Source organism: Aeromicrobium sp. 636 (genome assembly GCF_024433585.1).
Taxonomy (GTDB): domain Bacteria; phylum Actinomycetota; class Actinomycetes; order Propionibacteriales; family Nocardioidaceae; genus Aeromicrobium; species Aeromicrobium senzhongii.
Genome location: NZ_WNJU01000001.1, coordinates 1086673 through 1108823, shown reverse-complemented (window position 1 = coordinate 1108823; position 22151 = coordinate 1086673). Strand labels below are relative to the sequence as shown.

Genomic DNA, 22151 nt, shown 5'->3' with positions numbered 1-22151 from the left:
CGACGAGTCGTAGGTCACGACCGGACTGTGGACGAACGGTGGCACGGGATCGGCGCGACCCCGTATGCATGCCTCATGCATGTCACGGGGGGTGACACGCCCCGGCGCACGAGCGCCCGGCGCACCTCGATCTCCAGATGGCGCAATCCGCGACTCCTGATGGGTGCCGTCCTGGTCCTGACGTCGGCCGTCGCAGGTGGCTGGCTCGTCGCGACCGCGCGCGACTCGACGGACTACTGGCTGGTGCGCGCCGAGGTGAAGGCCGGCGAGCCGGTCCGCGCCGACCAGCTGGCGCCGGTGTCGGGACGCGTGGAGTCGGCCGGGTCCGGCACCCTGCTGCCGACCGAGTACGGGGTGCCGCGAGGCGTCTGGGCGCGTGATGTCGGGGCGGGGACGCTGATGACGCGCGACGCGGTGCACCGCGGGGTCGAGCCGGGCCGCCAGCTCGCGATGGCTCTGACGGCGGGGTCGGCCCCGCCTGACCTCGAGACCGGGGACCGGGTCGACGTGTGGGCAGGTCCGGGCGAGACCGGCGACGGGGCCGCGTCGACGCGCCGGGTCCTGTCCGACGTCGCGGTCGTCTCCGTGTCGGCGTCGGACGGGACGGGATCGCGCACCCTCGTCGTCGACACCGATCGCCGTGGTCCCGACGCCGAGGTCGTCGAGGCGGTCGCCCGCGGCCGGCTGAGCGTGGTGCGCGTCCCGTGACCGAACCCGTGCGGGTGGCCGTCGCCGCCTGCGGAGCCCACTGGGAGGCCGCCGCGCTCGACGAGGTCGAGCACGACCCGCGCCTGGTCCTCGTGCGCCGGTGCGTCGACGTGGCCGATCTGCTCGCGACGGCCGGCACGCACCGGATCGACGTCGCCCTGCTGGCCGTCGACAGTCCGGGCCTGGACGCCGCCGTCGTGGACCGCCTCGCCGAGTCCGGCGTGCGGGTCGCCTCGGTCGGGGCCGACGGCACGGACCTGGGCATCGAGCACACGGCGCGACTGGGCGAGTTGGCGGCGATGGGCGCCGTGCCGGTGCAGTCGCGCGAGGCCGAGGGCGAGCCCGGCCGGCTCGTCGCGGTCTGGGGCGCGACCGGCGCTCCGGGTCGCAGCACGCTGGCGGTCTCGCTCGCGGCCGCGGCCGCGGCGAGCGGCCATCACACGGCCCTGGTCGATGCGGACGTGTACGGCGGCTCTCTCAGCCAGCTGCTGGGCGTCCTCGACGAGGTCAGCGGGATCATGGCGGCCTGCCGCGACGTCAACCGTGGCCGGCCCGAGGCCGCCACGTCCCACCTGCTGAGCGTGGGCCCGCACTGGGACCTGCTGACCGGTCTGCCCCGCTCCGACATGTGGCACCACCTGCGACCCGAGGCCCTCGAACGCGTGCTGCGTGCGCTCTGCCGCGACCACGAGCTCGTCGTGGTCGACTGCGGCTTCGGGGTGGAGGCCGGGTTCGGCCAGCAGCCGTCCCGCGACCAGGTGACCCGGCGCGTCCTCGACCTCGCCGACGAGGTGATGGTGGTCGGCCGGGTCGACCCGATCGGCCTGGCCCGGCTCGTGCGCGCCCTCGACGACGCCGAGCCGTGGACGCGGCCGCCCCGGCTCGTGCTCAACGGATTCCGCGGTGCGCTGGGTTGGACCGAGCGCGAGGTCGCGCAGACGGTCCGTGAGCTGACGGGCCAGACGCCGTGGGCGTTCCTGCCCCAGGACGGCCCGGGCCACGACCTGGCGCTCATGACCGGTCGCCCCCTCCGCGAGGTGTCTCCGGGCTCGGGATACGTGTCCCGGGTCGAGCGACTGGCCGCAGATCTGGTGGCCGTCCGGTGACGGTTTCGATACCGTTCCCGAGCCCTTCGCGGGTGGTAAGTTGCTGGGCTACGCGAGCACCGAGGCGAGGACATCAGGAGACGGCATGCAACGACTGAGCCCGCTCGATGCGATGTTCCTGCACCAGGACCATCCCGAGGCGCCGCGCCAGGTCGCCTCCCTGGCGATCATCACGCCCGGTGAGCGTCCCCTCGACTACGACCGGCTGATCCAGGTCATCAACGAGCGCATCGACCTGGTCCCGCGCTACCGCCAGGTGCCGCGCCGCGTGCCCGGCGGGATCGGGATGCCGGTGTGGGTGGACGACGAGCACTTCGACCTGTCCCTGCACGTGCGGCGCTCGGCGTTGCCGCGACCCGGAGGACGCGACGCCCTGCACGAGCTCGTGGGCCGACTCATCGCCCGACGGCTGGACCACGAGCGTCCGTTGTGGGAGCTCTACCTCATCGAGGGTCTCCAAGGCGGCGAGCTGGCCCTGCTGTTCAAGTCGCACCAGGCGCTCGTCGACGGCTCCCACACCGTCGACCTGGCCCAGGTGCTGCTCGAGGAGACCCAGCGCGATCGCACGATCCCGCACGAGGAGTGGACCCCGCGGTCCGCGCCCGGCGCGATCGAGCTGGTCGCCGGCTCCGTGCGGTCCCAGCTCAACCGCCCGTCCGAGGTGCTGTGGAGCGGCGAGTACCAGTGGTCCCGGCTCACGTCGAAGCTGCCGGTGCTGAGCCCGGACTCGGCCACTCACGGGCCGCTCGTCTCGTCGCTGTCACGGCACCGCCGGTTCACGACCGTCAGCGCGCCGCTGAGCGACTTCCGGCGCGTGCGCGACGAGCACGGCGGCACGGTCAACGACGTGATCCTGGCGGCGATCGCCGGCGGCCTGCGGGGCTGGATGCTCACCCGGGCCGAGCCGGTCACCGCCAAGACCGGGTTCCGCGCGATGGTGCCGATGTCGGTCACCCGCGACGGACCGGCCGGTGACGGGCTCCCGACCTCGCTGGGCCCGCGCGTGCGCGGACTCATGCTCACGCTCCCGGTGGGGGAGTCCAACGCGGTCGTGCGCCTGCACCAGGTGTCCTACGCGCTGAAGGGCCACCGCGAGATGGGGTCGGCCGTGGCCGCGAACAAGATGGCCAGCCTCCCGGGCTTCGCCACCTCCACCTTCCACGCCGTGGGCGCCCGCGTCGCCGCCGACGAGTCGCACCGCCCGTACCACCTGGTGATCACCAACGTCCCCGGTCCGCAGGACCCCGTGTACATGGCCGGACAGCAGCTCCAGGAGATCTATCCCGCGATCCCGTTGACGGGCCACCGCACGATCTCGGTGGGCGTGACGTCCTACGACGGCCACGTCTACTTCGGGGTGGTCACCGATCGCGAGGCGGTGCCGGACGCCGACGTCCTGGGGCAGTGCATCCTGGAGGCGTTGGAAGAGCTGACCGAGACGATCGGTCCCCGTCGAACCCGCGCCCCGCGCGGAAGGAAGAGGCCCACATGAGCGACGTCCGGGTCTACGGTGCGGCGGACGTGCAGGCACTGCGCGCGCTGGCCGACGACCAGCCCGTCACCCTCGACTACGTCATCGCCGCTTCGACGGACGAGGAGGACGAGTACGACGCGCTGATGACGGCAGCCGAGGACGGTCCCGTCGTGGTGTGTGCGCTCGTCGAGGCCGACGGCGCGCCGGTGCGTCTCGACGACCTCCAGTCCCTGCACGTCGATGCCGACGGCAGTGGCGACCTGGCCTGGTACGCGCCGCAGGAGCTCGACGACGTCATCGAGCTCCTGGGCGCGTGAGGCTCAGAGGCGGGTCGCGCCGAACTCGACCTCGTCCTTGAGCGACGCCGAGATCGCCTTGGCGACCTCCGGCTCGATCCGGCGGCCGATCAGGGGGATCGAGACCTTCACGTCGCCGTCGACCGACATCGCGGTGGTGGCGCCGTGGGCCGCGATCGTGGAGGTGCCCTGCATGCGCGCGGGCTGACCGTGGATGTCGACCGACACCTCGGCGGTGCGCGACCCCGCCGCGTCGGCCGGGCCCCACTTCTCGACCTGGGTGACCGTCACGGCGTCGCCGGTGAGCTTCTTGATGAAGTCGGGCATGTCCGACTCCATGGTGCGGACGATCGTGACGGTCGTGGTGTCACCCTGCGGCTCGACGGTCACGGTGTAGTCGCGCGCTCCCTGGCGCTCGCAGGACTGCTCGCGGAAGGTCTGGTCGCTGATCAGGGCGAAGACCTGCTCGGGGTCGGCCGGGTACTCGAACCGCTCGGTGAACTTCACGCGTCGTCCTCACTGGTGGTGGAACCGGCGCCGAGCCCCTTGAGCTCAGCCAGCCGGGCTTCGATCTCGAGCTGGCCGGCGTCGGCCTCCAGCTCGGCGAACTGGGCGTCCAGGCTCGTCGAGGCGAGCTCCTGCTGCCCCTGGACCTGGGCCTCGATGCGGCGGACTCGCTCCTCGTAGCGGCTGAGCTCGCTCGTGGGATCGAGGATGTCGAGGGACTTGATGGCACCGGTGACCTGGGCCTGGGCCTCGGCCGTGCGGTGGCGCGCCACGAGCTGGTCGCGCTTGGCGTTCAGCTCGGTCAGCTTGCCGCGCATGGCGACCAGCCCGGTCTTGAGCTGCTCGACGACCTCACCCTGCTGGGCGATCATCGGAGCGGCGGCGCGGGCCTCGTTCTCGGCGGAGATCTGCTTGCCCAACGCGACCTTGGCGAGCTGGTCGAAGCGGTCGGCCTCGCCCGCGTGCCCGCTGGCGCGCAGCTGGTCGGCCTTGTTGGAGGCGGCGATCGCCTTGGCGCCCCACTCCTTCGCGGCGGCGACGTCCTCGGCGTGGTCGGCCTCGGCCAGCCGCAGGTTGCCGATCGTCTGGGCCACGGCCTTCTCGGCCTCGGCGATCGAGTTGGTGTAGTCGCGGACCATCTGGTCGAGCATCTTCTGCGGATCCTCAGCCTTGTCCAGGAGGGCGTTGATGTTCGCCTTCGTCAGCTGGGAGATGCGCCCGAGGATGGACTGTTTCTGTGCCATGCGTCGATCATGGTGCACCGTCCAAACCAGCCGCAACCTCGAGGCCCCGGAATGACAGCGGTGTCATTAACACGACCAAACCTTAAAGGTCGGCTTTAGGTTCACATCGGCGTGTCGGTGCCATAGGCTGTCGATCATGCGTCGACTGGGACTCGTGGGACTGGTGTGCCTTTTCGTGATGGCCGGACTCACCGCCACGGCGTCCTCGGCGCAGGCGTTCGCGCTGATCTGCAGTGCCAAGACGAAGGCCCAGGTCGCCGCGTGCGACACGTCGGGCTACGCGGAGGTCATGCACCAGATGCACTGGCGGATGTACGCCGGGCACAACTGCACGAACTACGCCGCGTACCGGATGAAGCGCAACGGGGTTCCCGAGCCGAAGATCCTCATGGGCAACGCGCGTGATTGGCACACGAACGCCAAGAAGCTCGGATACGTCGTCGACAACCGCCCCGCCGTCGGTGCGATCGCGCAGTGGTCGAAGGCCGCCAGCCACGTCGCCTACGTCGAGGAGGTCGGCCCCAAGCACCTGATCCTGTCCGAGGACAGCTACACCTCGAAGGTCTACCGCCGGTACAAGGTGTCCACCGGTGACTCCTGGTACCCCGAGCGCTTCATCCACTTCAAGGACCTGGGCGCGCCGGCCGCGCCGGTGCCGACGCCGTCACCCGCCCCCGCGCCCACCCCGGCCCCGGCAGCGCCGGTGAAGCCGAGCGTCGCCGTGTCGGGTCCGGCGAAGGTCAGCACCCGGGTCGCTCCCAAGATCACCGTCAAGGTGTCCGCGGCCCGGGCCGCTCCGGTGGGCAAGGTGCGCATCCGTCGCGGTGGGGTCACGGTCAAGACCATCAACCTGACCGCGGCGTCGAAGGGCACCGCCACCGTCGCGATCCCGAGGATGAAGCGCGGCAAGCAGTGGATCTCGGCGGTCTACGCGGGCAACGCCCAGGTGGGCAAGGGAACGAGCCGCACCATCAAGGTCGTCGTGACCAAGCCGCCCAAGGTCGTCTCGGCGAAGACGAGCATCGCCCTGCCGAAGGCGCCCCACCTGGCGGGGACGCGGCCCGTGGCCACGGTCACCGTGAAGCCCACGGACGGGCGGGTCGTGACGAACAAGGTCTCGGTCTACGTCGACGGCAAGCGGATCGCCGCCCCCGCCCTGACCAAGGCCAAGCGCGGCAAGGTCTCGGTCCGCCTGCCCGCGCTGACGGCGGGCAAGCACACGATCCGGGCCACGTACTGGGGCTCCAAGACGGTGCGCCGGTCCCACGCCAAGGCCCAGGCCTTCCACGTGGTCGAGCCCACCACCGTCCACGCGACGCTCGACCGGACCTCGGTCGGCCCGGCCGAGTCCGCGCACGTGACGGCCACGGTGGCGACGGCACGGAAGGTGGCACCCACCTCCGGTGAGGTCTGGGTGCTCGCCGACGGGGCGAAGGTCGCCGCCGCGACGCTGGGCCCGGCGGCTCGCGGGTCGGTGCGGATCGCCCTGCCCGCGCTCGACCCGGGCACCCGCCGGATCGCGGTGCAGTACCGCGGGGCGACGTTCCAGACCGCGTCACTGAGCGCCGAGGTGCCCCTCGTGGTCCGCGACCGGTCGGTCACGACGACGGCCCTGTCGGCGACCTCGGTGAAGGCGACCGCCTCCGCGAAGGTGACCGTGACGGTCCAGTCGGGCCGGGGCGCCGCGGTGACGGCGGGAACGATCACCGTCAAGGCCGGGGCCAAGACGATCGCCACGGCGAACCTGACGGTGGCATCGAAGGGCAAGGTCGTCGTGACGCTGCCCAGGCTCGCGGCCGGCAAGCACGCGATCACGGCGTCGTTCTCGGGGACCGGCCTGGTCGATCCGTCGGCGGCCGCCGCGCGCACCCTGACCGTCACGAAGTAGAGCGGTCGGGCGGCCCTGACGGGCCACGTACGCTGGTGTCATGCCTGTCGACTCCGTCTATCCCCGACTCGAGCCGTTGCTCTCGGGGGTCTCCAAGCCGATCCAGTACATCGGCGGTGAGCTGAACTCCACCGTCAAGGACTGGGACGAGGCCGACGTCCGTTGGGCGCTGATGTACCCCGACGCCTACGAGGTCGGCCTGCCCAACCAGGGTGTCCAGATCCTCTACGAGGTCCTCAACGAGCGTGAGGGGATCCTCGCCGAGCGCACGTACGCCGTCATGCCCGACATGGAGGCGGTCATGCGCGAGCACCGCATCCCGCAGTTCACCGTCGACGCGCACCGGCCCGTGGCGGAGTTCGACCTCTTCGGGATCAGCTTCTCGACCGAGCTGGGCTACACGAACCTGCTGACGGCGCTCGACCTCGCGGTCATCCCGCTGCTGGCGGTCAACCGCGACGACACGCACCCGATCGTCATCGCCGGCGGTCACAGCGCCTTCAACCCCGAGCCGATCGCCGACTTCGTCGACGCCGCCGTCATGGGCGACGGCGAGGAGGTCGTGCTGGCGATCAGCGAGGTCGTGCGCGAGTGGAAGGCCGAGGGTCGTCCCGGCGGTCGCGACGAGGTGCTGGCGCGCCTGGCGGCGTCCGGCGGCGTCTACGTGCCGAAGTTCTACGACGTCACGTACCGGCCCGACGGGCAGATCGCGGCCATCACGCCGAACCGCCCGGGCGTGCCCGCACGGATCGCCAAGCACACCCTGATGGACCTCGACAGCTGGCCGTACCCGAAGAAGCCCCTCGTGCCGCTGGCCGAGACGGTCCACGAGCGGTTCAGCGTCGAGATCTTCCGCGGGTGCACCCGCGGCTGCCGGTTCTGCCAGGCCGGCATGATCACCCGCCCGGTGCGCGAGCGCTCCATCCAGACGATCGGCCAGATGGTCGACAACGGCCTGAAGCAGTCCGGCTTCGAGGAGGTCGGCCTGCTGAGCCTGTCCAGCGCCGACCACTCCGAGATCGGCGAGGTCGCCAAGCAGCTCGGCGACCGGTACGAGGGCACCAACACGTCGCTCTCGCTGCCGTCGACCCGCGTCGACGCCTTCAACATCACGCTGGCCAACGAGTTCAGCCGCAACGGGCGACGCTCGGGCCTGACCTTCGCCCCCGAGGGCGGCAGCGACCGGATGCGCAAGGTCATCAACAAGATGGTCAGCGAGGACGACCTGATCCGCACCGTCGCAGCGGCGTTCTCGCACGGCTGGCGTCAGGTGAAGCTCTACTTCATGTGTGGTCTGCCCACCGAGACCGACGAGGACGTCCTGCAGATCGGCGAGCTGGCCAAGCGCGTCATCGACACCGGCCGTGAGGTCTCGGGTCGTCGCGACATCCGCTGCACCGTCTCGATCGGCGGCTTCGTGCCGAAGCCGCACACGCCCTTCCAGTGGGCGTCCCAGCTCGATCACGAGACGACCGACGACCGGCTGCGCAAGCTGCGGGCCTCGGTCCAGTCCGACAAGCGCTACGGCAAGGCCATCGGCTTCCGCTACCACGACGGCAAGCCCGGAACCATCGAAGGACTGCTGTCACGCGGTGACCGTCGCGTGGGCGGCGTCATCGAGGCCGTGTGGCGCGACGGCGGCCGGTTCGACGGCTGGAGCGAGCACTTCAGCTACGACCGGTGGGCCGAGAAGTCGGCCGAGGTGCTGTCGCCGCTGGGCGTCGACCTCGACTGGTACACGACCCGCGAGCGCGACCACGACGAGGTCCTGCCGTGGGACCACATGGACTCGGGCCTGGACCGCGAGTGGCTCTGGGAGGACTGGCAGGACGCGATCGATCCCGACGGCGCCGCCGAGGTCGAGGACTGCCGCTGGACCCCCTGCTACGACTGCGGCGTGTGCCCTGAGCTCGGGCTCGGGATCGAAATCGGTCCCACGGGCAAGAAGCTGCTGCCCCTCTCGGTGGTCTGAGATGGGTGCGCATTCCCCGCGTCAGTCGCTCGTGGTCGCGCTGGCCACGGGCGTCGTGTCCGTCGTCCCGATCGGGCGCGCCCCGCGCCGGGTCCGGGCCGCGGTGGTCGCCGGCACCGGCCTGGTCGCAGGCGGCGCCATGTTCACGGCCCTGAACCGTCCCCATGTCGTCGGCTTCGAGCAGCAGCCGACCCCTGCGCGACCGGCGGCCGCCATCGGAGCAGTCGTCGGCGCCGCGGCGGCCGGGGCGATGGCCGTGGGCGTGGTGCTCGATCGGGAGGCCGAGCAGTTCCTGGTGCGCCGGGGAGTGCGGCGTCCGCGTCTGGTCCTCGGGGTGGCCGGCGCGGTGCTGTCCTACGTGTTCGACGCTCTCGACCGGCGCTTCGACACGGCCGACTGACGAGGCCTCCGCGTCAGCGCGGCGTACCGAAGTTCTGCACCCAGTAGCTGCCGTACTTGTCGTTGCTGGCCGCGTAGCCGACACCGAGCTCGGTGAACCCTCCGGCCATGATGTTCCGGCAGTGTCCGGGGCTCGCGACCCAGCCCTGGACGACCGCCTCGGGGGAGGGGTAGCCCGCCGCGATGTTCTCGCCGATCCGCGACCAGTTGTAACCCTGGGCGTCGACGCGATCGCGCAGGCTCGAGCCGTTGCGCCCCGTGTGGCTGAAGTAGCCGTGCGCCGCCATGTCAGCGCCGTGCGCCTGGGCCGACCGGGTCAGCCGCTCGTTCAGGCGCAGCGGCCCGCGAGCGGGGAACGACTCCTCACCGCACTCGCGTGCCTGCGCGCGGGCCGCGTTCACGAGGGCCAGGACCCGCTGGGACCGGGCGTCCGGCGTCCATGCCGTGCGGGTGGCAACCTTCTTGACCGGGCTGTTGACGGCGCGGAGCCGGCCCTTCGCCGTGACGCGGACGCGCAGCTTCACGGTGGCACCGGCCTTCGTGGTGGCGCGGTGGCGCAGCACGACTCGGCCGTGGCGGTTGGTGCGCTTGCGGTCGACCTTCACCCAGCGTCCGTTGACGCGGCGCTGCAGCGTCACCACGCGGCCCTTCGACGCCTTGCGCTTCGTCGTGACCTTGACGGCGTACTTCACCGTGGCGCCGGGCTTGACCGTCTGACTCTTCGACGTGAACCCCCGGACCTTCGTGGCCGTCGTGCCGGCGGCGCCGGCAGGTGCACCTCCCAGGAGGAGGGCACAGGCGGTCAACAGGAGGACGAAGGTGTGACGCATGTGACACACGGTAACGGTGGGGACAGGGTCGCGGAACCCCTTCGGACGTCGCCGTAGGCTGGTTTCGTGAGCAACGACGGCGGAACGACCCTGCAGGGCACTCCCAATCCGGAAGCCCCGAACCCGCAGCTGCCGATCGTGCAGAAGCTGCGCATCCGGTACGCCAAGCGCGGCCGCATGCGGTTCACCAGCCACCGCGACTTCGCGCGGGCCTTCGAGCGGGCCATCCGCCGCGCGGCGCTGCCCATCGCGCACTCGTCGGGCTACTCGCCCCATCCGAAGATCTCGTACGCGGGCGCCTCGCCCACGGGCGCGGCCAGCGAGGCGGAATACCTCGAGATCGGTCTGATCCGTGCGATGGAGCCGGCCGAGGTCCAGGCGGCCCTCGACGAGGCGCTGCCGACCGGCCTGGACATCATCGACGTCGTCGTGTCCCCGGGCGGTCCCCTGGCCGATCTGCTGCAGGGCAGCCGGTGGTTCATCGAGCTGCCCGAGGTGTCCGCCGAGGCCGCCGCGGCGGCCGTCGAGACGTTCCTGGCGCGGGACGAGGTCCTCGTCGAGCGCATGATGAAAAAGGGTCTGCGCACGTTCGACTGCCGGGACGCCGTCATCCGACTTCGCGTCGATGAACGCTCCGGCACGGACGGATGTGCGATACTGGACGTGGTCGTACGCCATGACATCCCGTCGGTGCGACCGGACGACGTGATCACCGGACTGCGCACCCTGTGCGGCCTGCCGATCGAGAAGGCGCCTCTGGCGACCCGCTCGGACCAAGGGCCGCTGGATGTTCAGAACGGTACGGTCGGCGATCCGCTCGCCACCGGCCGCGACGCACCGTGAGGTGCTGACCGCGGCAGGTAGAGGGGTCGCCGTGTGACAGGCCTAAGCGCCGTCCTGCAGACAGACTTGAGGTCCTGCGGGACCGTTGACCAGCCCGGTGGGTGGCTGCGCCGCTGCCGGGCGAAGGAGAGCACATGCTCGATCCGAACGACGCGACCGACGCGCCCGACACCACTGGGCCTGACACCACCGAGACCACCGAGGCCCCGACGCGCACCCGCCGTCGCGCGGCCGGGCGGCCCGCCGGCCCGCCGGCCGCGGTGTTCGCACCCCCGGTCGAGGAGGCTCCCGAGCCGCCCGTGACCGACGAGGAGGAGCCGGACGAGGACGAGGCACCGGAGACGGCCCCGACCACCCCGACGGCCCGCAAGCTGCCGCCCGTCGGCGCGATGTTCCAACCGCCGCCGGCCGAGCTGGCTCCGCCGCGCGAGAAGAAGCGCGTCGAGCCCCAGGACGACGACTCCGACGCCGCCACGAGCGACCTCGACGCCTCCGACGACGAGGACGGGTCCGGTGACGACGAGGGCAGCGAGGGCGGACGCCGCCGTCGCCGCCGTGGTGGTCGCCGCCGTCGCAAGAGCGACCAGGACGGTGGCGCCGAGGGCTCGGACGACTCCGATGCCGACGCGACCGAGACCGAGGCCAAGGACGGCGACACGGGGGACGAGGAGCAGTCCTCGTCCGGATCCACCCGTCGCCGCCGGCGCCGTGCGCGGGCCGGCGAGGGAGCCGACGGCTCTCCCGACGACCCCGAGAACACGGTCGTCAAGGTCCGCGAGGGCCGCACCGCCTCGGACGAGATCACCGGGGTCACCGGCTCGACCCGCCTCGAGGCCAAGAAGCAGCGCCGCCGCGAGGGTCGCGAGGCCGGTCGTCGCCGCGCCCCGATCGTCAGCGAGGCCGAGTTCCTGGCCCGCCGCGAGGCCGTCGACCGCGAGATGGTCGTGCGCCAGCGTGACGACTACACGCAGATCGCCGTGCTCGAGGACGGCGTCCTGGTCGAGCACTACGTCGCCCGCGAGTCGCAGACCTCGCTGATCGGCAACGTCTACCTGGGCAAGGTCCAGAACGTGCTGCCCAGCATGGAGGCCGCCTTCGTCGACATCGGCGCCGGCCGCAACGCGGTGATCTACGCCGGCGAGGTCGACTGGTCGAACATCCAGAACGGCAAGCAGCGCAAGATCGAGGACGCGCTGCAGCCCGGCCAGACCGTCCTGGTCCAGGTGTCCAAGGACCCCATCGGCCAGAAGGGCGCACGGCTCACGAGCCAGATCAGCCTGCCCGGCCGGTTCCTGGTCTACGTGCCCGGCGGCGGCAGCAACGGCATCAGCCGCAAGCTCCCCGAGAACGAGCGCGCCCGGCTGAAGGGTCTGCTCAAGGAGGCGCTGCCCGAGAGTGCCGGCGTCATCGTGCGCACGGCCGCCGAGGGCGCCACCGAGGACCAGCTGCAGCGTGACATCACCGCGCTGACGGCCCGCTGGGAGGACATCGAGAGCAAGGCGGCGGCCGGCAAGGCGCCCCAGCTGCTGTACTCCGAGCCGGACCTGATGATCAAGGTCATCCGCGACCTGTTCAACGAGGACTTCGCGACGCTGACCATCCAGGGCGACGAGGCCTGGGACATGGTCGCGGGCTACATCGCCCATGTCGCCCCCGATCTGGAGGAGCGGGTCAAGCGCTGGGAGGGCGAGAACGACATCTTCGCCGAGCGGCGCCTGGACGAGCAGATCCACAAGGCGCTGGACCGCAAGGTCCACCTGCCGTCGGGTGGCTCGCTGGTCATCGACCGCACCGAGGCGATGGTCGTCGTCGACGTCAACACGGGCCGGTTCACCGGCTCGGGTGGCAACCTCGAGGAGACCGTCACCAAGAACAACCTCGAGGCAGCCGAGGAGATCGTGCGTCAGCTGCGGCTGCGCGATCTCGGCGGCATCATCGTCATCGACTTCATCGACATGGTGCTCGAGAGCAACCGCGACCTGGTGATGCGTCGCCTGGTCGAGTGCCTCGGTCGCGACCGCACCCGCCACCAGGTCGCCGAGGTCACCTCGCTGGGTCTGGTGCAGATGACGCGCAAGCGCATCGGCACGGGCCTGCTGGAGTCCTTCAGCCACGAGTGCGAGCACTGCCACGGCCGTGGCGTCGTCATCGAGGACGCGCCGGTCGAGCCGAAGAAGGACGACGGCCAGCGCCGCGGACGCCGAGGCGGTCGTTCCGGCCGCAGTGGTGGCGGCAACGCTGGCGGGAGCAGCAACGGCAACGGTGGGGGACGCCCGCCGCGTCAGGACCGGAACGACGAGTCCGACGACGATGCCGTGAAGACCGAAGAACCCCGAAACGACGAGTCGTCGCAGGCTCCTTCGCAGGAGCCGGCGGCGGTTGAGGCACCCGTTTTGACCGACGATGGTGCGCCCGAGTAGAATCGACAGTCGGTGCGCATTGCGCACCTCCCGACTTTTTCAGGACGAAGTGAGGAATCCCGTGGTGTACGCAATCGTGCGCAATGGCGGCGGCCAGGCCAAGGTCGCGGTCGGCGACGTCATCTCGATCGACCAGGTCAAGGCGGCCGAGGGCGACACCGTCCAGCTCGCCGCGGTCATGGTGGTCGACGGTGACCAGGTGACGGCCGGTGCCGACGCCTCCAAGGCCAAGATCGACGCAGAGGTGATCGGTGGGCTCAAGGGCCCGAAGATCATCATCCAGAAGTACAAGAACAAGACCGGTTACAAGAAGCGCCAGGGTCACCGTCAGAAGTACACCCAGGTCAAGATCACCGGCATCTCCAAGTAAGGGACTGACGACATGGCACACAAGAAGGGCGCAGCCTCCACCAAGAACGGTCGCGACTCCAACGCCCAACGCCTCGGCGTCAAGCGTTTCGGCGGCCAGTTGGTCAACGCGGGCGAGATCATCGTTCGTCAGCGTGGCACCCACTTCCACCCCGGCTCCAACGTCGGCCGTGGCGGCGACGACACGCTGTTCGCCCTCGCTCCCGGCGCGGTCGAGTTCGGTTCGAAGCGCGGCCGTCGCGTCGTGAACATCGTTCCGGAGCAGTGACGCGCAGATCTTCCTGAGGAGGGGCGGTCCGCTGATGCGGGCTGCCCTTTCTCTTTTCCCCCACCACGTTCAGGAGAACCCATGGCGATCCCCAGCTTCGTTGACCAGGTGACCCTGCACGTCTCCGGGGGCAACGGCGGCAACGGCGTCGCGTCCGTCCACCGCGAGAAGTTCAAGCCTCTCGGCGGACCCGACGGCGGCAACGGCGGGCATGGCGGCGACGTCATCCTCGTCGTGGCCCCCGACGTCACGACGCTCATCGACTACCACCACGAGCCCCACCGCAAGGCCACCAGCGGTGCGCCCGGTGCCGGCTCGAACCGCAGCGGCTCCAACGGCGAGGACCTCGTCCTGCGCGTCCCCGACGGCACCGTCGTGCGCGACGCCAACGGCGAGGTGCTGGCGGACCTGGTCGGCGCCGGCACCGAGCTGGTCATCGCGGCCGGCGGCCGTGGCGGCCTCGGCAACGCCGCGCTGGCGTCCAGCAAGCGCAAGGCCCCCGGGTTCGCGCTCAAGGGTGAGCCGGGCGAGGAGCGCACGGTCACGCTCGAGCTCAAGGTCGTCGCGGACATCGGTCTGATCGGCTTCCCGTCGGCGGGCAAGTCCAGCCTCATCGCCTCGCTGTCGCGGGCCCGACCCAAGATCGCGGACTACCCCTTCACGACCCTGGTGCCCAACCTGGGCGTCGTCACGGCCGGCGACACCACGTTCACCGTCGCCGACGTTCCCGGCCTGATCGAGGGCGCCAGCGAGGGTCGCGGTCTGGGCCACGACTTCCTGCGCCACGTCGAGCGTTGCGCCGCCCTCGTGCACGTCATCGACTGCGCCACGGTCGAGCCGGGCCGTGACCCGCTGTCGGACCTGGACGTCATCGAGAACGAGCTCGCCCGCTACGGCGAGTACGCCGGTGTCGACTTCAGCGACCGGCCCCGCCTGGTCGCCCTGAACAAGACCGACGTCCCCGACGCCGCCCAGATCGCCGAGTTCGTCACCGACGAGCTGCGCCAGCGCGGCCTGCGCGTCTTCGAGGTCTCCGCGGCCAGCCATGCCGGCCTGCGCGAGCTGTCGTTCGCCATGGCCGAGATCGTCGCCGCCCGTCGCGCCGCCGAGCCGCACCGCGAGGCCACGCGCATCGTGTTGCGCCCGCCGGCCCCGTCCGGTGTCGGCCGCGAGTTCGAGGTCCGTCAGATCGAGGGCCGCTGGCACGTCATCGGCGAGAAGCCCGCCCGCTGGGTCCGCCAGACCGACTTCAGCAACGACGAGGCCGTGGGCTTCCTCGCCGACCGGCTCAACCGGATCGGCGTCGAGGATCACCTCCTCAAGCTGGGCGCCAAGGCCGGCGACGACGTCGTCATCGGTGCCGCCAGCGAGGCAGACCTGGGTCGCGACGAGGTCGTGTTCGACTTCGATCCCACCATCACGGCCGGCGCCGAGGTGCTGGGCCGTCGTGGCGAGGACCTGCGTATCGACCAGAGCACCCGTCGCACGAACCAGGAGCGGCGCGAGCTGCTCGCGGCACGTCGTGCCTGGGAGCTCGAAGCGGTCGCCGCCCGGGCCGAGGGCCGCGAGCCCGAGCCGTTCGACCCCCGCACGGTCCTTCCGGACTGGGAGATCGGTGAGGAGTACCCCGGCGACGACGAGTTCGACGAGGACGATCGGTGAGGGTCGTCCTCAAGGTCGGTTCGTCCTCGCTGACGACGCCTGACGGACATCTGGACCCCGACCGCATCGGCACCGTCGTCGATGCCGTCGTCGCGGTGCGCGCCCGCGGTGACGAGGTCGTGCTGGTCTCCTCCGGAGCCATCGCCGCCGGCCTCGGCCCGCTCGCACTGCCGAACCGCCCGCGCGACCTGCCCACGCAGCAGGCCGCCGCGGCGGTCGGCCAGCGCGCCCTCATCGCGCACTACTCCGAGGCCTTCGCGGCCGCCGGCCTGATCGTCGGGCAGGTGCTGCTGACCGTCGAGGACGTCACCCGCCGCAGTCACTACCGCAACGCGCGTCAGACCTTCGCCAAGCTGCTCGAGCTGGGCGTCGTCCCGGTCGTCAACGAGAACGACACCGTGGCCACGTCCGAGATCCGCTTCGGCGACAACGACCGGCTGGCGGCGCTCGTGGCCCATCTCGTGCACGCCGACGAGCTGATCTTGCTGTCGGACGTCGACGGCCTCTACACCGCTCACCCCGACCTACCCGGCTCGCGTCCCATCGCCACCGTGTCCTCCGACGCGGACCTCGAGGGGATCGACGTCGCCCGCGTCGGATCGGCCGTCGGCACCGGTGGCATGGTCACCAAGATCGAAGCCGCGCGGATCGCGACGGCCGCCGGCATCCCCGTCCGGCTCACGTCCGCCGCTCGCGCCATCGAGGCCGTCGAGGGTCAGCCGGTCGGCACGAGGTTCAACCCCACCGGCAAGCGCCGCGCCACACGTCTGCTGTGGCTCGCCCACGCGAGCGAGACCCGGGGCCGGCTGCTGCTGGACGACGGCGCCCGCCGCGCACTCGTCGAGCGCGGCGCCTCGTTGCTGGCCGCCGGCATCGTCGCCGTCGAGGGCGAGTTCTCCGCCGCGGACCCCGTCGACGTGATCGGTCCGGACGGTGCACTGGTCGCCCGCGGGATCGTCAACTACGACAGCCAGGAGCTGCCCGAGATGCTCGGTCGCTCCACCTCGGAGCTGGCCGCCACGATGGGCGCCGACCACGACCGCGCGGTCATCCACCGCGACGATCTGGTCCTCATGTCCTGACGCTGTCGCATCAGCAGGCCTTGCACGGCCTCTCTCTCGGTGACACGGTCAAGTCACGGAGGTCGGTCGATGCCCGCACCCAGCACCGCCCAGGTGGTCATGGAGCTGCGCGTGCACGGCGTGCGCGGGACCCCGACCGCGTCGATGCTCGGCGTCGACCAGAGCCGCGTCGTCCAGGTGGCGGGGGACCGGCTCACCGGCTTCTACCGGATCGCCGACGGCGCCGACCCGCCGCTGCGGACGCTGCCGCCCGGCATGGCCCTCGAGGCGTACTCCTGGGGCGAGCTGACGTCGGGCGTCCGCGGCATGTGGGGGTGGGTGACCCGCGTGCTCTGGCTGGGGCTGCTGCCGTTCGCGCTGGTGAACCTCGCATTCTGGGCGCGGACGCAGGTCGGTGAGAACAACGGTCAGGCCCGCTGGGGGTTGCGCGCCGTGCGCGTGAGCGGTCTGATCCTGACCGCGATCGCGGTGCTGACGGCGTGCTTCATCGCGATCGACCTGATCGCCTGGCAGTGCTTCCGGGCGAACTCCGTCGCGTGTCCGGTGCTGCCGGGGTGGATGGACGGACTCGCCTCCCTGACCGCGGGACGGCGGATCGCCGTGACCTCGCTGGTGCCCGTGGCCATGGTCCTGGGCCTCGTGGCCCTCACGCGCCAGAGCGTCACCCGGTACGAGGCGACCCCGGACGCGCCGGCCCAGGCGACACGCGACCAGGAGCACGACCGATGCGCCGACAACGTCCTGGGCCACCCGAGGATGTGGCAGGGCGAGCACCGGACGCGCCAGCTGCTCTACCTCCACGTCGCGCTGGCGCTCGCGACCATCGTGCTGTTCTCCGGCGTGCACCTGATCGCGCGGGAGGCGACCGGACCCGTGTGGGCGACCACGCTCGCGGCGGCCGCCGTGGCGCTGCTCGTGGTGGCCCGCGCGCTCTCTGTCGATGAGGACGACCCGGAGTTCCGCGACACGTGGAAGGTCTCCGTCGCCGGCACCACGCACGAGTTCCCCCGTCGGCCGATGCACTGGATGACGGGGCCGGGAGAGCTGCTGCGCCGGATGCCGTTGCGGCCCGTGGCGCTGGCGGCCGCGGTGGTCGTCGCCGCGCATCTGGCGCTGCTGTGGACCACGGACGTCACCAGGGAGGACGGGGACTGGTACGGCGCGAACCTGTGGTTCATCGGCCTGTTCGTCGCGCTGACGATCGTGCACGTCATCGTCTTCGTCGGCGGCCGGGCCCGACTGCGCGGCACCTTCCTCGTCGTCCTGCTCCTGCTGGCCCTGGTGGTCGGGGGCCGTGAGCTCCCGACCCTCGTGCTGGCGGGCCTCACCGCGTTGGTCTGGCTGGCGTTGATGATCTGGCACCACCGTCAGGCCGCGAAGCCCGAGCAGGCCGCGTTCGCGTGGGGCGGCGCGGGCGCCTCGGTGATGCTGGGCGGGGCCACGATGGTCGCGCTGTTGTTCACGTCGGCCGCGGCCGTCGCGGCGGCCGACTACCTGAACGACGGCTCGCAGTCGGTGGCCGACCTGACGACCCGCCGCAACGAGAACGCGCCGCTGTCGGCAGCGGGGGAGACCGACCCCCTGACCCTGGCCGGCGACGTCGTCCTCGAGGGGGCGCGGATCGTGCGGACGAACACGACCGTCGCGGTCACCCACGGCACGGTGCGCACGGACGCGCTGACCCGACGCAGTCGCGTCGATCCCGACTCCTCCTACTCGATGGCGTCGTCACGGGTGCAGCACGCGACCCTGGCCCTGCCCGAGGGCGTCACCACCGTGCGGCTCGTGTCCGCGTGCTTCGGCACGAACTCCGCGAAGCGCAGCGCCGTCTGCACCGGTGAGTCGACGGGCTTCCGCACGGCCGGGGTGCTCATCGTGAGGCCGACGTGCGAGGTGGACGGGACGGTGCGGCGATGCCTCACGGTCGACGCCGCCGGTGGGCGGGTGGCGCTCGAGGTGACGGACCCGCCGCAGACGCCACTGGTCGTGCCGCAGATCCTCGTGTGGACCCCGTTGATGCAGCTGGCGGTCATCGTCTCGGGCGCCGTCGTCACGGGATTGCTGGTGTGGCGATTCCGCCGCCGCGCCGCTCCGCTGATCCGGGCGCGGGTGGACGATGACGACCCGGTCGTCCCCGAGCAGGACCGGGCGGCGGTGAAGAACGCTCGCGTGACGGCGGCGCTGGCACACCGGGGCGAGCGGCTCCTCGACGGGATCGGCGCCGTCGCCTCGCTGCTGGCCGTGATCACGCTCGCCCTGTCCTCCGCCGGTCGCCCGCCGTGGGACTGGTGGGAGCCGGCGCGGCCGCTCGCGACGCTCTCGCTGTACGTGGCCCTCGGCCTGAGCGTCGCGCTGATGATGCTCGGCGCCCGCATCCGCCGTTCACCCACCGCGCGACGGAACGTGGGCGTCCTGTGGGACATCACGACGTTCTGGCCGCGGGCGGCTCATCCGTTCGCGCCGCCCTGTTACGCGGAGCGGGTGGTCCCCGAGATCACCACCCGGGTGCGCTGGGCGATGGGGGAGGAGGGCCAGGACCCGGGCCGCGTCGTGGTGCTGTCCGGCCACAGCCAGGGCTCGTTGATCTGCGTCGCGGTGGCGAGCCGCCTGAACGGACGGGCGACGCAGTTGCGACTGCTGACGTACGGGAGCCAGATCCGGGCGCTCTACGGGCGGGTCTTCCCGGCTGCCGCCGGACCCGACGCACTGGGCTACGTCCCCACCACCGGGCCCGCGCTCATGGGCGAGGCGTGGCCCGACGTCCCGAACACACCGCCCGACGACTCACCGGCGATGGCGGTGGGGCTCCGCGAGCGACTGCAGGACCCGGCGCACTGGGTGAACCTGTTCCGCCGGTCCGACCCGCTCGGGTACCGCGTGTACTCCGACCGGGACCACGTGGTCCTCGACCGGCCCACGCTCGAGGTGCGGCGCGCCGGCTCGGGCGATCCGGGCTCGATGGTGATGACGCACGGGGGCTACCAGCACACACCCGAGTACCGCGAGGCCATCGCGGAGTGGACGGGCGAGACGGTGCAGGTGCCCTCGACGGACCCCGCGAGCACCGAGCCGCTGCCGCCGGCGTGACCTACCGTCGCCGGGGCAGCGCGCGATCCCAGGCCACGACGACCGCCAGACCCACCACGACGCCGAGGATGGTGTCGGACAGCCGGTCCTGCAGCAACGACGTCACGGGCGCGGTCGAGCCCAGGTGCACCATCAGCAGCGCGAGCGGGGTGACGACCATCAGCGCGACCGCGTAGTTGCGGCCGATGAGCAGCTCGGCGCCGACCTGCAGGACGATCACGAGCAGGATCGTGGCGAGCGTGCCCAGGTCGAGGGCCAGCAGACCCGCGGCGACGACGACGCCCAGGAAGGTGCCGACGGCGCGGTGCACGCCGCGCAGGACCTGGTGTCGGGTGCTCGGCCCGGCGATGGCGGCGGCCGCCGCGACCGACGCCCAGTAGGCGTGCCCGAGCCCGAAGACGGTGGCGACGATCGCCGCCAGGGCGACGGCGAGCGTGACGCGGGTGATCTCGGGCGCCGTGCGCGGCGACCGCAGCGCGGCGTGCAGGGGCGCGTCCCAGTGCTGGCGGGGGCGGTGACGTGCCGGCGTCAGGGCGCCCATGGCCCCGACGACAAGAGCGAAGAGCGCTGTCACCACGGCGACCGCGAGGTGAAGGGCGACGTCCCGGCTTGAAACAGGCGCCCCCGCGGTCGCCCCGACGGCGAAGACGGGGAAGAGGACGCCGGGCGGGTGCCAGGCCCAGACCAGCGAGGCCAGGGCGGCGACGGCCGCGATCCCGGCGAGACCGACGACGACGAGCCACTCACCGGCTCCGGCGGCGGAGAGCACCGTCCCGGTCGCCACCGCGACGACGAGGACGACGGCCGCGGTGCTCTGCATCAGGGCGCGTGGCCGGTGGGAGTTCGCCCGGCCGTACAGAGCCGTGAACGCACCGAAGGTGGCCGGCAGCGCCAGGTCGAGGCGACCGATCGCCCACAGCAGGAGCAGCGGCATGCCCATGCTGACGCCGGCGCGCAGTGCGACCCAGTGCGCGTCCCCGTGCGGACCGAACGCCGTCAGTGACTCCCACGCGCGATGCAGGGCGGTGGAGTCGGAGGAGGGCACGCCTCGATGGTAGAACTCGGAACTAGACTCGCCGCATGGGTACCGAGGTTCGTGAAGCCGCACTGCGCGCGCGGGACGCCGCGCGGGTGCTGGCGCTCGCCACGCGCAAGGAGAAGGACGCCGCGTTGACGGCGATGGCCGAGGCACTGGTGGCCGGCACCGACCGCATCGTGGCCGCCAACGCCGAGGACGTCGCCGAGGCGCGAGCCGAGGGCACGCCCGAGAACGTCATCGACCGGCTGGCGCTCGACGTCGACCGGGTCGCGGCCTTCGCGCAGGGCGTCCGCGACATCGCGGCCCTGCCCGATCCGATCGGCGAGGTGGTGCGCGGGTCGACCCTGCCGAACGGCCTGCAGTTGCAGCAGATCCGCGTCCCGATGGGCGTCATCGGGATGATCTACGAGGGCCGTCCCAACGTCACGGCCGACGCCGCCGCGATCTGTCTCAAGGCCGGCAGCGCCTCGCTGCTGCGCGGCTCGCGCTCGGCCCGGCGCTCCAACGCGGTCATCGCCCGGATCATGCGCGACGCCGTCGCCTCGGCAGGCCTGCCCGCCGACGCGATCCAGGCGATCAGCGCCGAGGACCGCAGCACCTCCACCGACCTGATGACCGCCCGGGGCCTGGTCGATCTGGTCATCCCGCGCGGGGGAGCGGGTCTGATCCGCACGGTCGTCGAGCAGTCCACCGTCCCGGTGATCGAGACCGGCACGGGCAACGTCCACGTGTACGTCGACGCCGATGCCGACCTGGACATGGCGCTGGACATCGTCATCAACTCTAAGACCCACCGCACGAGCGTGTGCAATGCGGCCGAATCGCTGCTGGTCCACCGTGACGTCGCCGACGAGTTCCTGCCGCGGGTCGTCAAGGAGCTGCAGGGACGCGACGTGGTGATCCACGGTGACGCCGCGTTCCAGGCGTTCGACGGGGTCGACGCGGCCACGGACGACGACTACGCCACCGAGTACCTGGCGTCGGAGATCTCGGCGAAGGTCGTGGACTCCCTCGACGAGGCGGTCGACCACGTCCGCCGGTTCAGCTCGGGGCACACCGAGGCGATCGTGACCCGTTCGCTGGAGGCGGCCCGCCGCTTCACGATGGGGGTCGACTCGGCCGCGGTGATGGTGAACGCGTCCACACGGTTCACCGACGGCGGCGAGTTCGGCTTCGGGGCCGAGATCGGCATCTCGACCCAGAAGCTGCACGCTCGCGGTCCGATGGGCCTGACCGAGATGACCACGACCACCTACGTGGTGACGGGTGCCGGTCAGACGCGCTGAGACGCTGGTAGATTGTGGCCATGCTCGATCTGATCCTGGCCGCTGAAGAAGCGGCTGAACACGGTGAGGCCGCGGTGAACCCGTTCGTCTTCGGCGCCATCGCCCTCGCTGTCCTGATGGCGCTCCTCCTCATCACCGTCGTCTTCGGGTTGGGTCGCGAGCACACCTGAGC

General features: G+C 71.5%; 20 protein-coding genes. 16 read left to right on the top strand and 4 right to left on the bottom strand.

Annotated features, from left to right (window positions below):
- The first annotated feature begins 75 nt into the window (after positions 1 to 75).
- From GL325_RS05440 to GL325_RS05425, 4 genes are all read left to right on the top strand, one after another.
- Positions 76 to 708 (top strand): hypothetical protein, encoded by a 633-nt coding sequence (locus GL325_RS05440; protein ID WP_154595526.1) that lies wholly within the window; start codon positions 76 to 78, stop codon positions 706 to 708.
- Positions 705 to 1814: a P-loop NTPase gene (locus GL325_RS05435; protein ID WP_154595525.1), complete on the top strand. Its 1110-nt coding sequence runs from the start codon at positions 705 to 707 to the stop codon at positions 1812 to 1814. The genes GL325_RS05440 and GL325_RS05435 overlap by 4 nt, the downstream gene beginning before the upstream one ends.
- Before the next feature lie 85 nt (positions 1815 to 1899).
- Positions 1900 to 3306, top strand: coding sequence for a wax ester/triacylglycerol synthase family O-acyltransferase (locus GL325_RS05430; protein ID WP_187768837.1), 1407 nt, complete (start codon positions 1900 to 1902; stop codon positions 3304 to 3306).
- Positions 3303 to 3605 (top strand): hypothetical protein, encoded by a 303-nt coding sequence (locus GL325_RS05425; protein ID WP_187768836.1) that lies wholly within the window; start codon positions 3303 to 3305, stop codon positions 3603 to 3605. The genes GL325_RS05430 and GL325_RS05425 overlap by 4 nt, the downstream gene beginning before the upstream one ends.
- Positions 3606 to 3608: 3 nt before the next feature.
- On the opposite strand, the gene GL325_RS05420 is transcribed toward GL325_RS05425, so the two are convergent.
- Both GL325_RS05420 and GL325_RS05415 read right to left on the bottom strand, forming a co-directional pair.
- On the bottom strand, positions 3609 to 4091 hold the full coding sequence (locus tag GL325_RS05420; RefSeq protein ID WP_187768835.1) for a DUF2505 domain-containing protein: 483 nt from the start codon (positions 4089 to 4091) through the stop codon (positions 3609 to 3611).
- Positions 4088 to 4834: a PspA/IM30 family protein gene (locus tag GL325_RS05415; protein WP_187768834.1), complete on the bottom strand. Its 747-nt coding sequence runs from the start codon at positions 4832 to 4834 to the stop codon at positions 4088 to 4090. Before GL325_RS05415 ends, GL325_RS05420 begins: the two co-directional genes overlap by 4 nt.
- A gap of 136 nt (positions 4835 to 4970) precedes the next feature.
- Between GL325_RS05415 and GL325_RS05410 the strand changes: the two genes are divergently transcribed.
- Genes GL325_RS05410 through GL325_RS05400 form a run of 3 tightly spaced genes read left to right on the top strand, consistent with a single transcriptional unit; the run spans position 4971 to position 9094 of the window.
- Positions 4971 to 6722, top strand: a complete 1752-nt coding sequence (locus tag GL325_RS05410; protein WP_187768833.1) for an Ig-like domain repeat protein — start codon at positions 4971 to 4973, stop codon at positions 6720 to 6722.
- Positions 6723 to 6762: 40 nt separating this feature from the next.
- Positions 6763 to 8694, top strand: a complete 1932-nt coding sequence (locus GL325_RS05405; RefSeq protein WP_187768832.1) for a TIGR03960 family B12-binding radical SAM protein — start codon at positions 6763 to 6765, stop codon at positions 8692 to 8694.
- A gap of 1 nt (position 8695) precedes the next feature.
- Positions 8696 to 9094: a hypothetical protein gene (locus tag GL325_RS05400; protein WP_187768831.1), complete on the top strand. Its 399-nt coding sequence runs from the start codon at positions 8696 to 8698 to the stop codon at positions 9092 to 9094.
- A 13-nt stretch (positions 9095 to 9107) separates the two neighbouring features.
- Here GL325_RS05400 and GL325_RS05395 read toward each other — a convergent pair whose 3' ends face one another.
- Complete coding sequence (locus GL325_RS05395; protein ID WP_187768830.1) at positions 9108 to 9923, bottom strand: CAP domain-containing protein; 816 nt, start codon at positions 9921 to 9923, stop codon at positions 9108 to 9110.
- Positions 9924 to 9989: 66 nt separating this feature from the next.
- Here GL325_RS05395 and GL325_RS05390 point away from each other — a divergent pair, with 66 nt between their 5' ends.
- The 7 genes from GL325_RS05390 (at position 9990) to GL325_RS05360 (ending at position 19654) form a co-directional block, all read left to right on the top strand.
- On the top strand, positions 9990 to 10766 hold the full coding sequence (locus GL325_RS05390; protein WP_187411799.1) for a TIGR03936 family radical SAM-associated protein: 777 nt from the start codon (positions 9990 to 9992) through the stop codon (positions 10764 to 10766).
- A gap of 134 nt (positions 10767 to 10900) precedes the next feature.
- A complete protein-coding gene (locus GL325_RS05385) occupies positions 10901 to 13186 on the top strand; it encodes an Rne/Rng family ribonuclease (protein ID WP_187768829.1) in 2286 nt (761 codons plus the stop codon).
- 64 nt (positions 13187 to 13250) lie between these two features.
- Positions 13251 to 13556, top strand: coding sequence for a 50S ribosomal protein L21 (gene rplU, locus GL325_RS05380; protein ID WP_187411946.1), 306 nt, complete (start codon positions 13251 to 13253; stop codon positions 13554 to 13556).
- 12 nt (positions 13557 to 13568) lie between these two features.
- Positions 13569 to 13823: a 50S ribosomal protein L27 gene (gene rpmA / locus GL325_RS05375; RefSeq protein ID WP_146827583.1), complete on the top strand. Its 255-nt coding sequence runs from the start codon at positions 13569 to 13571 to the stop codon at positions 13821 to 13823.
- 81 nt (positions 13824 to 13904) lie between these two features.
- Positions 13905 to 15485, top strand: a complete 1581-nt coding sequence (obgE, locus tag GL325_RS05370; RefSeq protein WP_187768828.1) for a GTPase ObgE — start codon at positions 13905 to 13907, stop codon at positions 15483 to 15485.
- Positions 15482 to 16567: a glutamate 5-kinase gene (gene proB / locus GL325_RS05365; protein ID WP_187411800.1), complete on the top strand. Its 1086-nt coding sequence runs from the start codon at positions 15482 to 15484 to the stop codon at positions 16565 to 16567. Before obgE ends, proB begins: the two co-directional genes overlap by 4 nt.
- 69 nt (positions 16568 to 16636) lie before the next feature.
- On the top strand, positions 16637 to 19654 hold the full coding sequence (locus GL325_RS05360) for a hypothetical protein (protein WP_187768827.1): 3018 nt from the start codon (positions 16637 to 16639) through the stop codon (positions 19652 to 19654).
- 1 nt (position 19655) lies between these two features.
- Here GL325_RS05360 and GL325_RS15915 read toward each other — a convergent pair whose 3' ends face one another.
- Entirely contained in the window at positions 19656 to 20699 is a 1044-nt protein-coding gene (locus GL325_RS15915) for an FUSC family protein (protein ID WP_187768826.1), read from the bottom strand.
- A 35-nt stretch (positions 20700 to 20734) separates the two neighbouring features.
- On the opposite strand from GL325_RS15915, the gene GL325_RS05350 reads away from it, so the two are divergent.
- The gene (locus GL325_RS05350; RefSeq protein ID WP_154595512.1) at positions 20735 to 21979 is read left to right on the top strand and encodes a glutamate-5-semialdehyde dehydrogenase; all 1245 of its coding nucleotides are present in this window, start codon (positions 20735 to 20737) and stop codon (positions 21977 to 21979) included.
- Between the two features lie 20 nt (positions 21980 to 21999).
- Positions 22000 to 22149, top strand: a complete 150-nt coding sequence (locus GL325_RS05345) for a hypothetical protein (RefSeq protein WP_187411801.1) — start codon at positions 22000 to 22002, stop codon at positions 22147 to 22149.
- Positions 22150 to 22151 lie beyond the last annotated feature (2 nt).

What these genes read in the sequence shown, in the direction of transcription:
- GL325_RS05440 (WP_154595526.1), top strand. Translation starts at nt 76, where the DNA reads ATGCATGTCACGGGGGGTGACACGCCCCGGCGCACGAGCGCCCGGCGC.
- GL325_RS05430 (WP_187768837.1), top strand. Translation starts at nt 1,900, where the DNA reads ATGCAACGACTGAGCCCGCTCGATGCGATGTTCCTGCACCAGGACCAT.
- GL325_RS05425 (WP_187768836.1), top strand. Translation starts at nt 3,303, where the DNA reads ATGAGCGACGTCCGGGTCTACGGTGCGGCGGACGTGCAGGCACTGCGC.
- GL325_RS05415 (WP_187768834.1), bottom strand. Translation starts at nt 4,834, where the DNA reads ATGGCACAGAAACAGTCCATCCTCGGGCGCATCTCCCAGCTGACGAAG.
- GL325_RS05410 (WP_187768833.1), top strand. Translation starts at nt 4,971, where the DNA reads ATGCGTCGACTGGGACTCGTGGGACTGGTGTGCCTTTTCGTGATGGCC.
- GL325_RS05405 (WP_187768832.1), top strand. Translation starts at nt 6,763, where the DNA reads ATGCCTGTCGACTCCGTCTATCCCCGACTCGAGCCGTTGCTCTCGGGG.
- GL325_RS05400 (WP_187768831.1), top strand. Translation starts at nt 8,696, where the DNA reads ATGGGTGCGCATTCCCCGCGTCAGTCGCTCGTGGTCGCGCTGGCCACG.
- GL325_RS05395 (WP_187768830.1), bottom strand. Translation starts at nt 9,923, where the DNA reads ATGCGTCACACCTTCGTCCTCCTGTTGACCGCCTGTGCCCTCCTCCTG.
- GL325_RS05385 (WP_187768829.1), top strand. Translation starts at nt 10,901, where the DNA reads ATGCTCGATCCGAACGACGCGACCGACGCGCCCGACACCACTGGGCCT.
- rpmA (WP_146827583.1), top strand. Translation starts at nt 13,569, where the DNA reads ATGGCACACAAGAAGGGCGCAGCCTCCACCAAGAACGGTCGCGACTCC.
- obgE (WP_187768828.1), top strand. Translation starts at nt 13,905, where the DNA reads ATGGCGATCCCCAGCTTCGTTGACCAGGTGACCCTGCACGTCTCCGGG.
- GL325_RS05360 (WP_187768827.1), top strand. Translation starts at nt 16,637, where the DNA reads ATGCCCGCACCCAGCACCGCCCAGGTGGTCATGGAGCTGCGCGTGCAC.
- GL325_RS05350 (WP_154595512.1), top strand. Translation starts at nt 20,735, where the DNA reads ATGGGTACCGAGGTTCGTGAAGCCGCACTGCGCGCGCGGGACGCCGCG.
- GL325_RS05345 (WP_187411801.1), top strand. Translation starts at nt 22,000, where the DNA reads ATGCTCGATCTGATCCTGGCCGCTGAAGAAGCGGCTGAACACGGTGAG.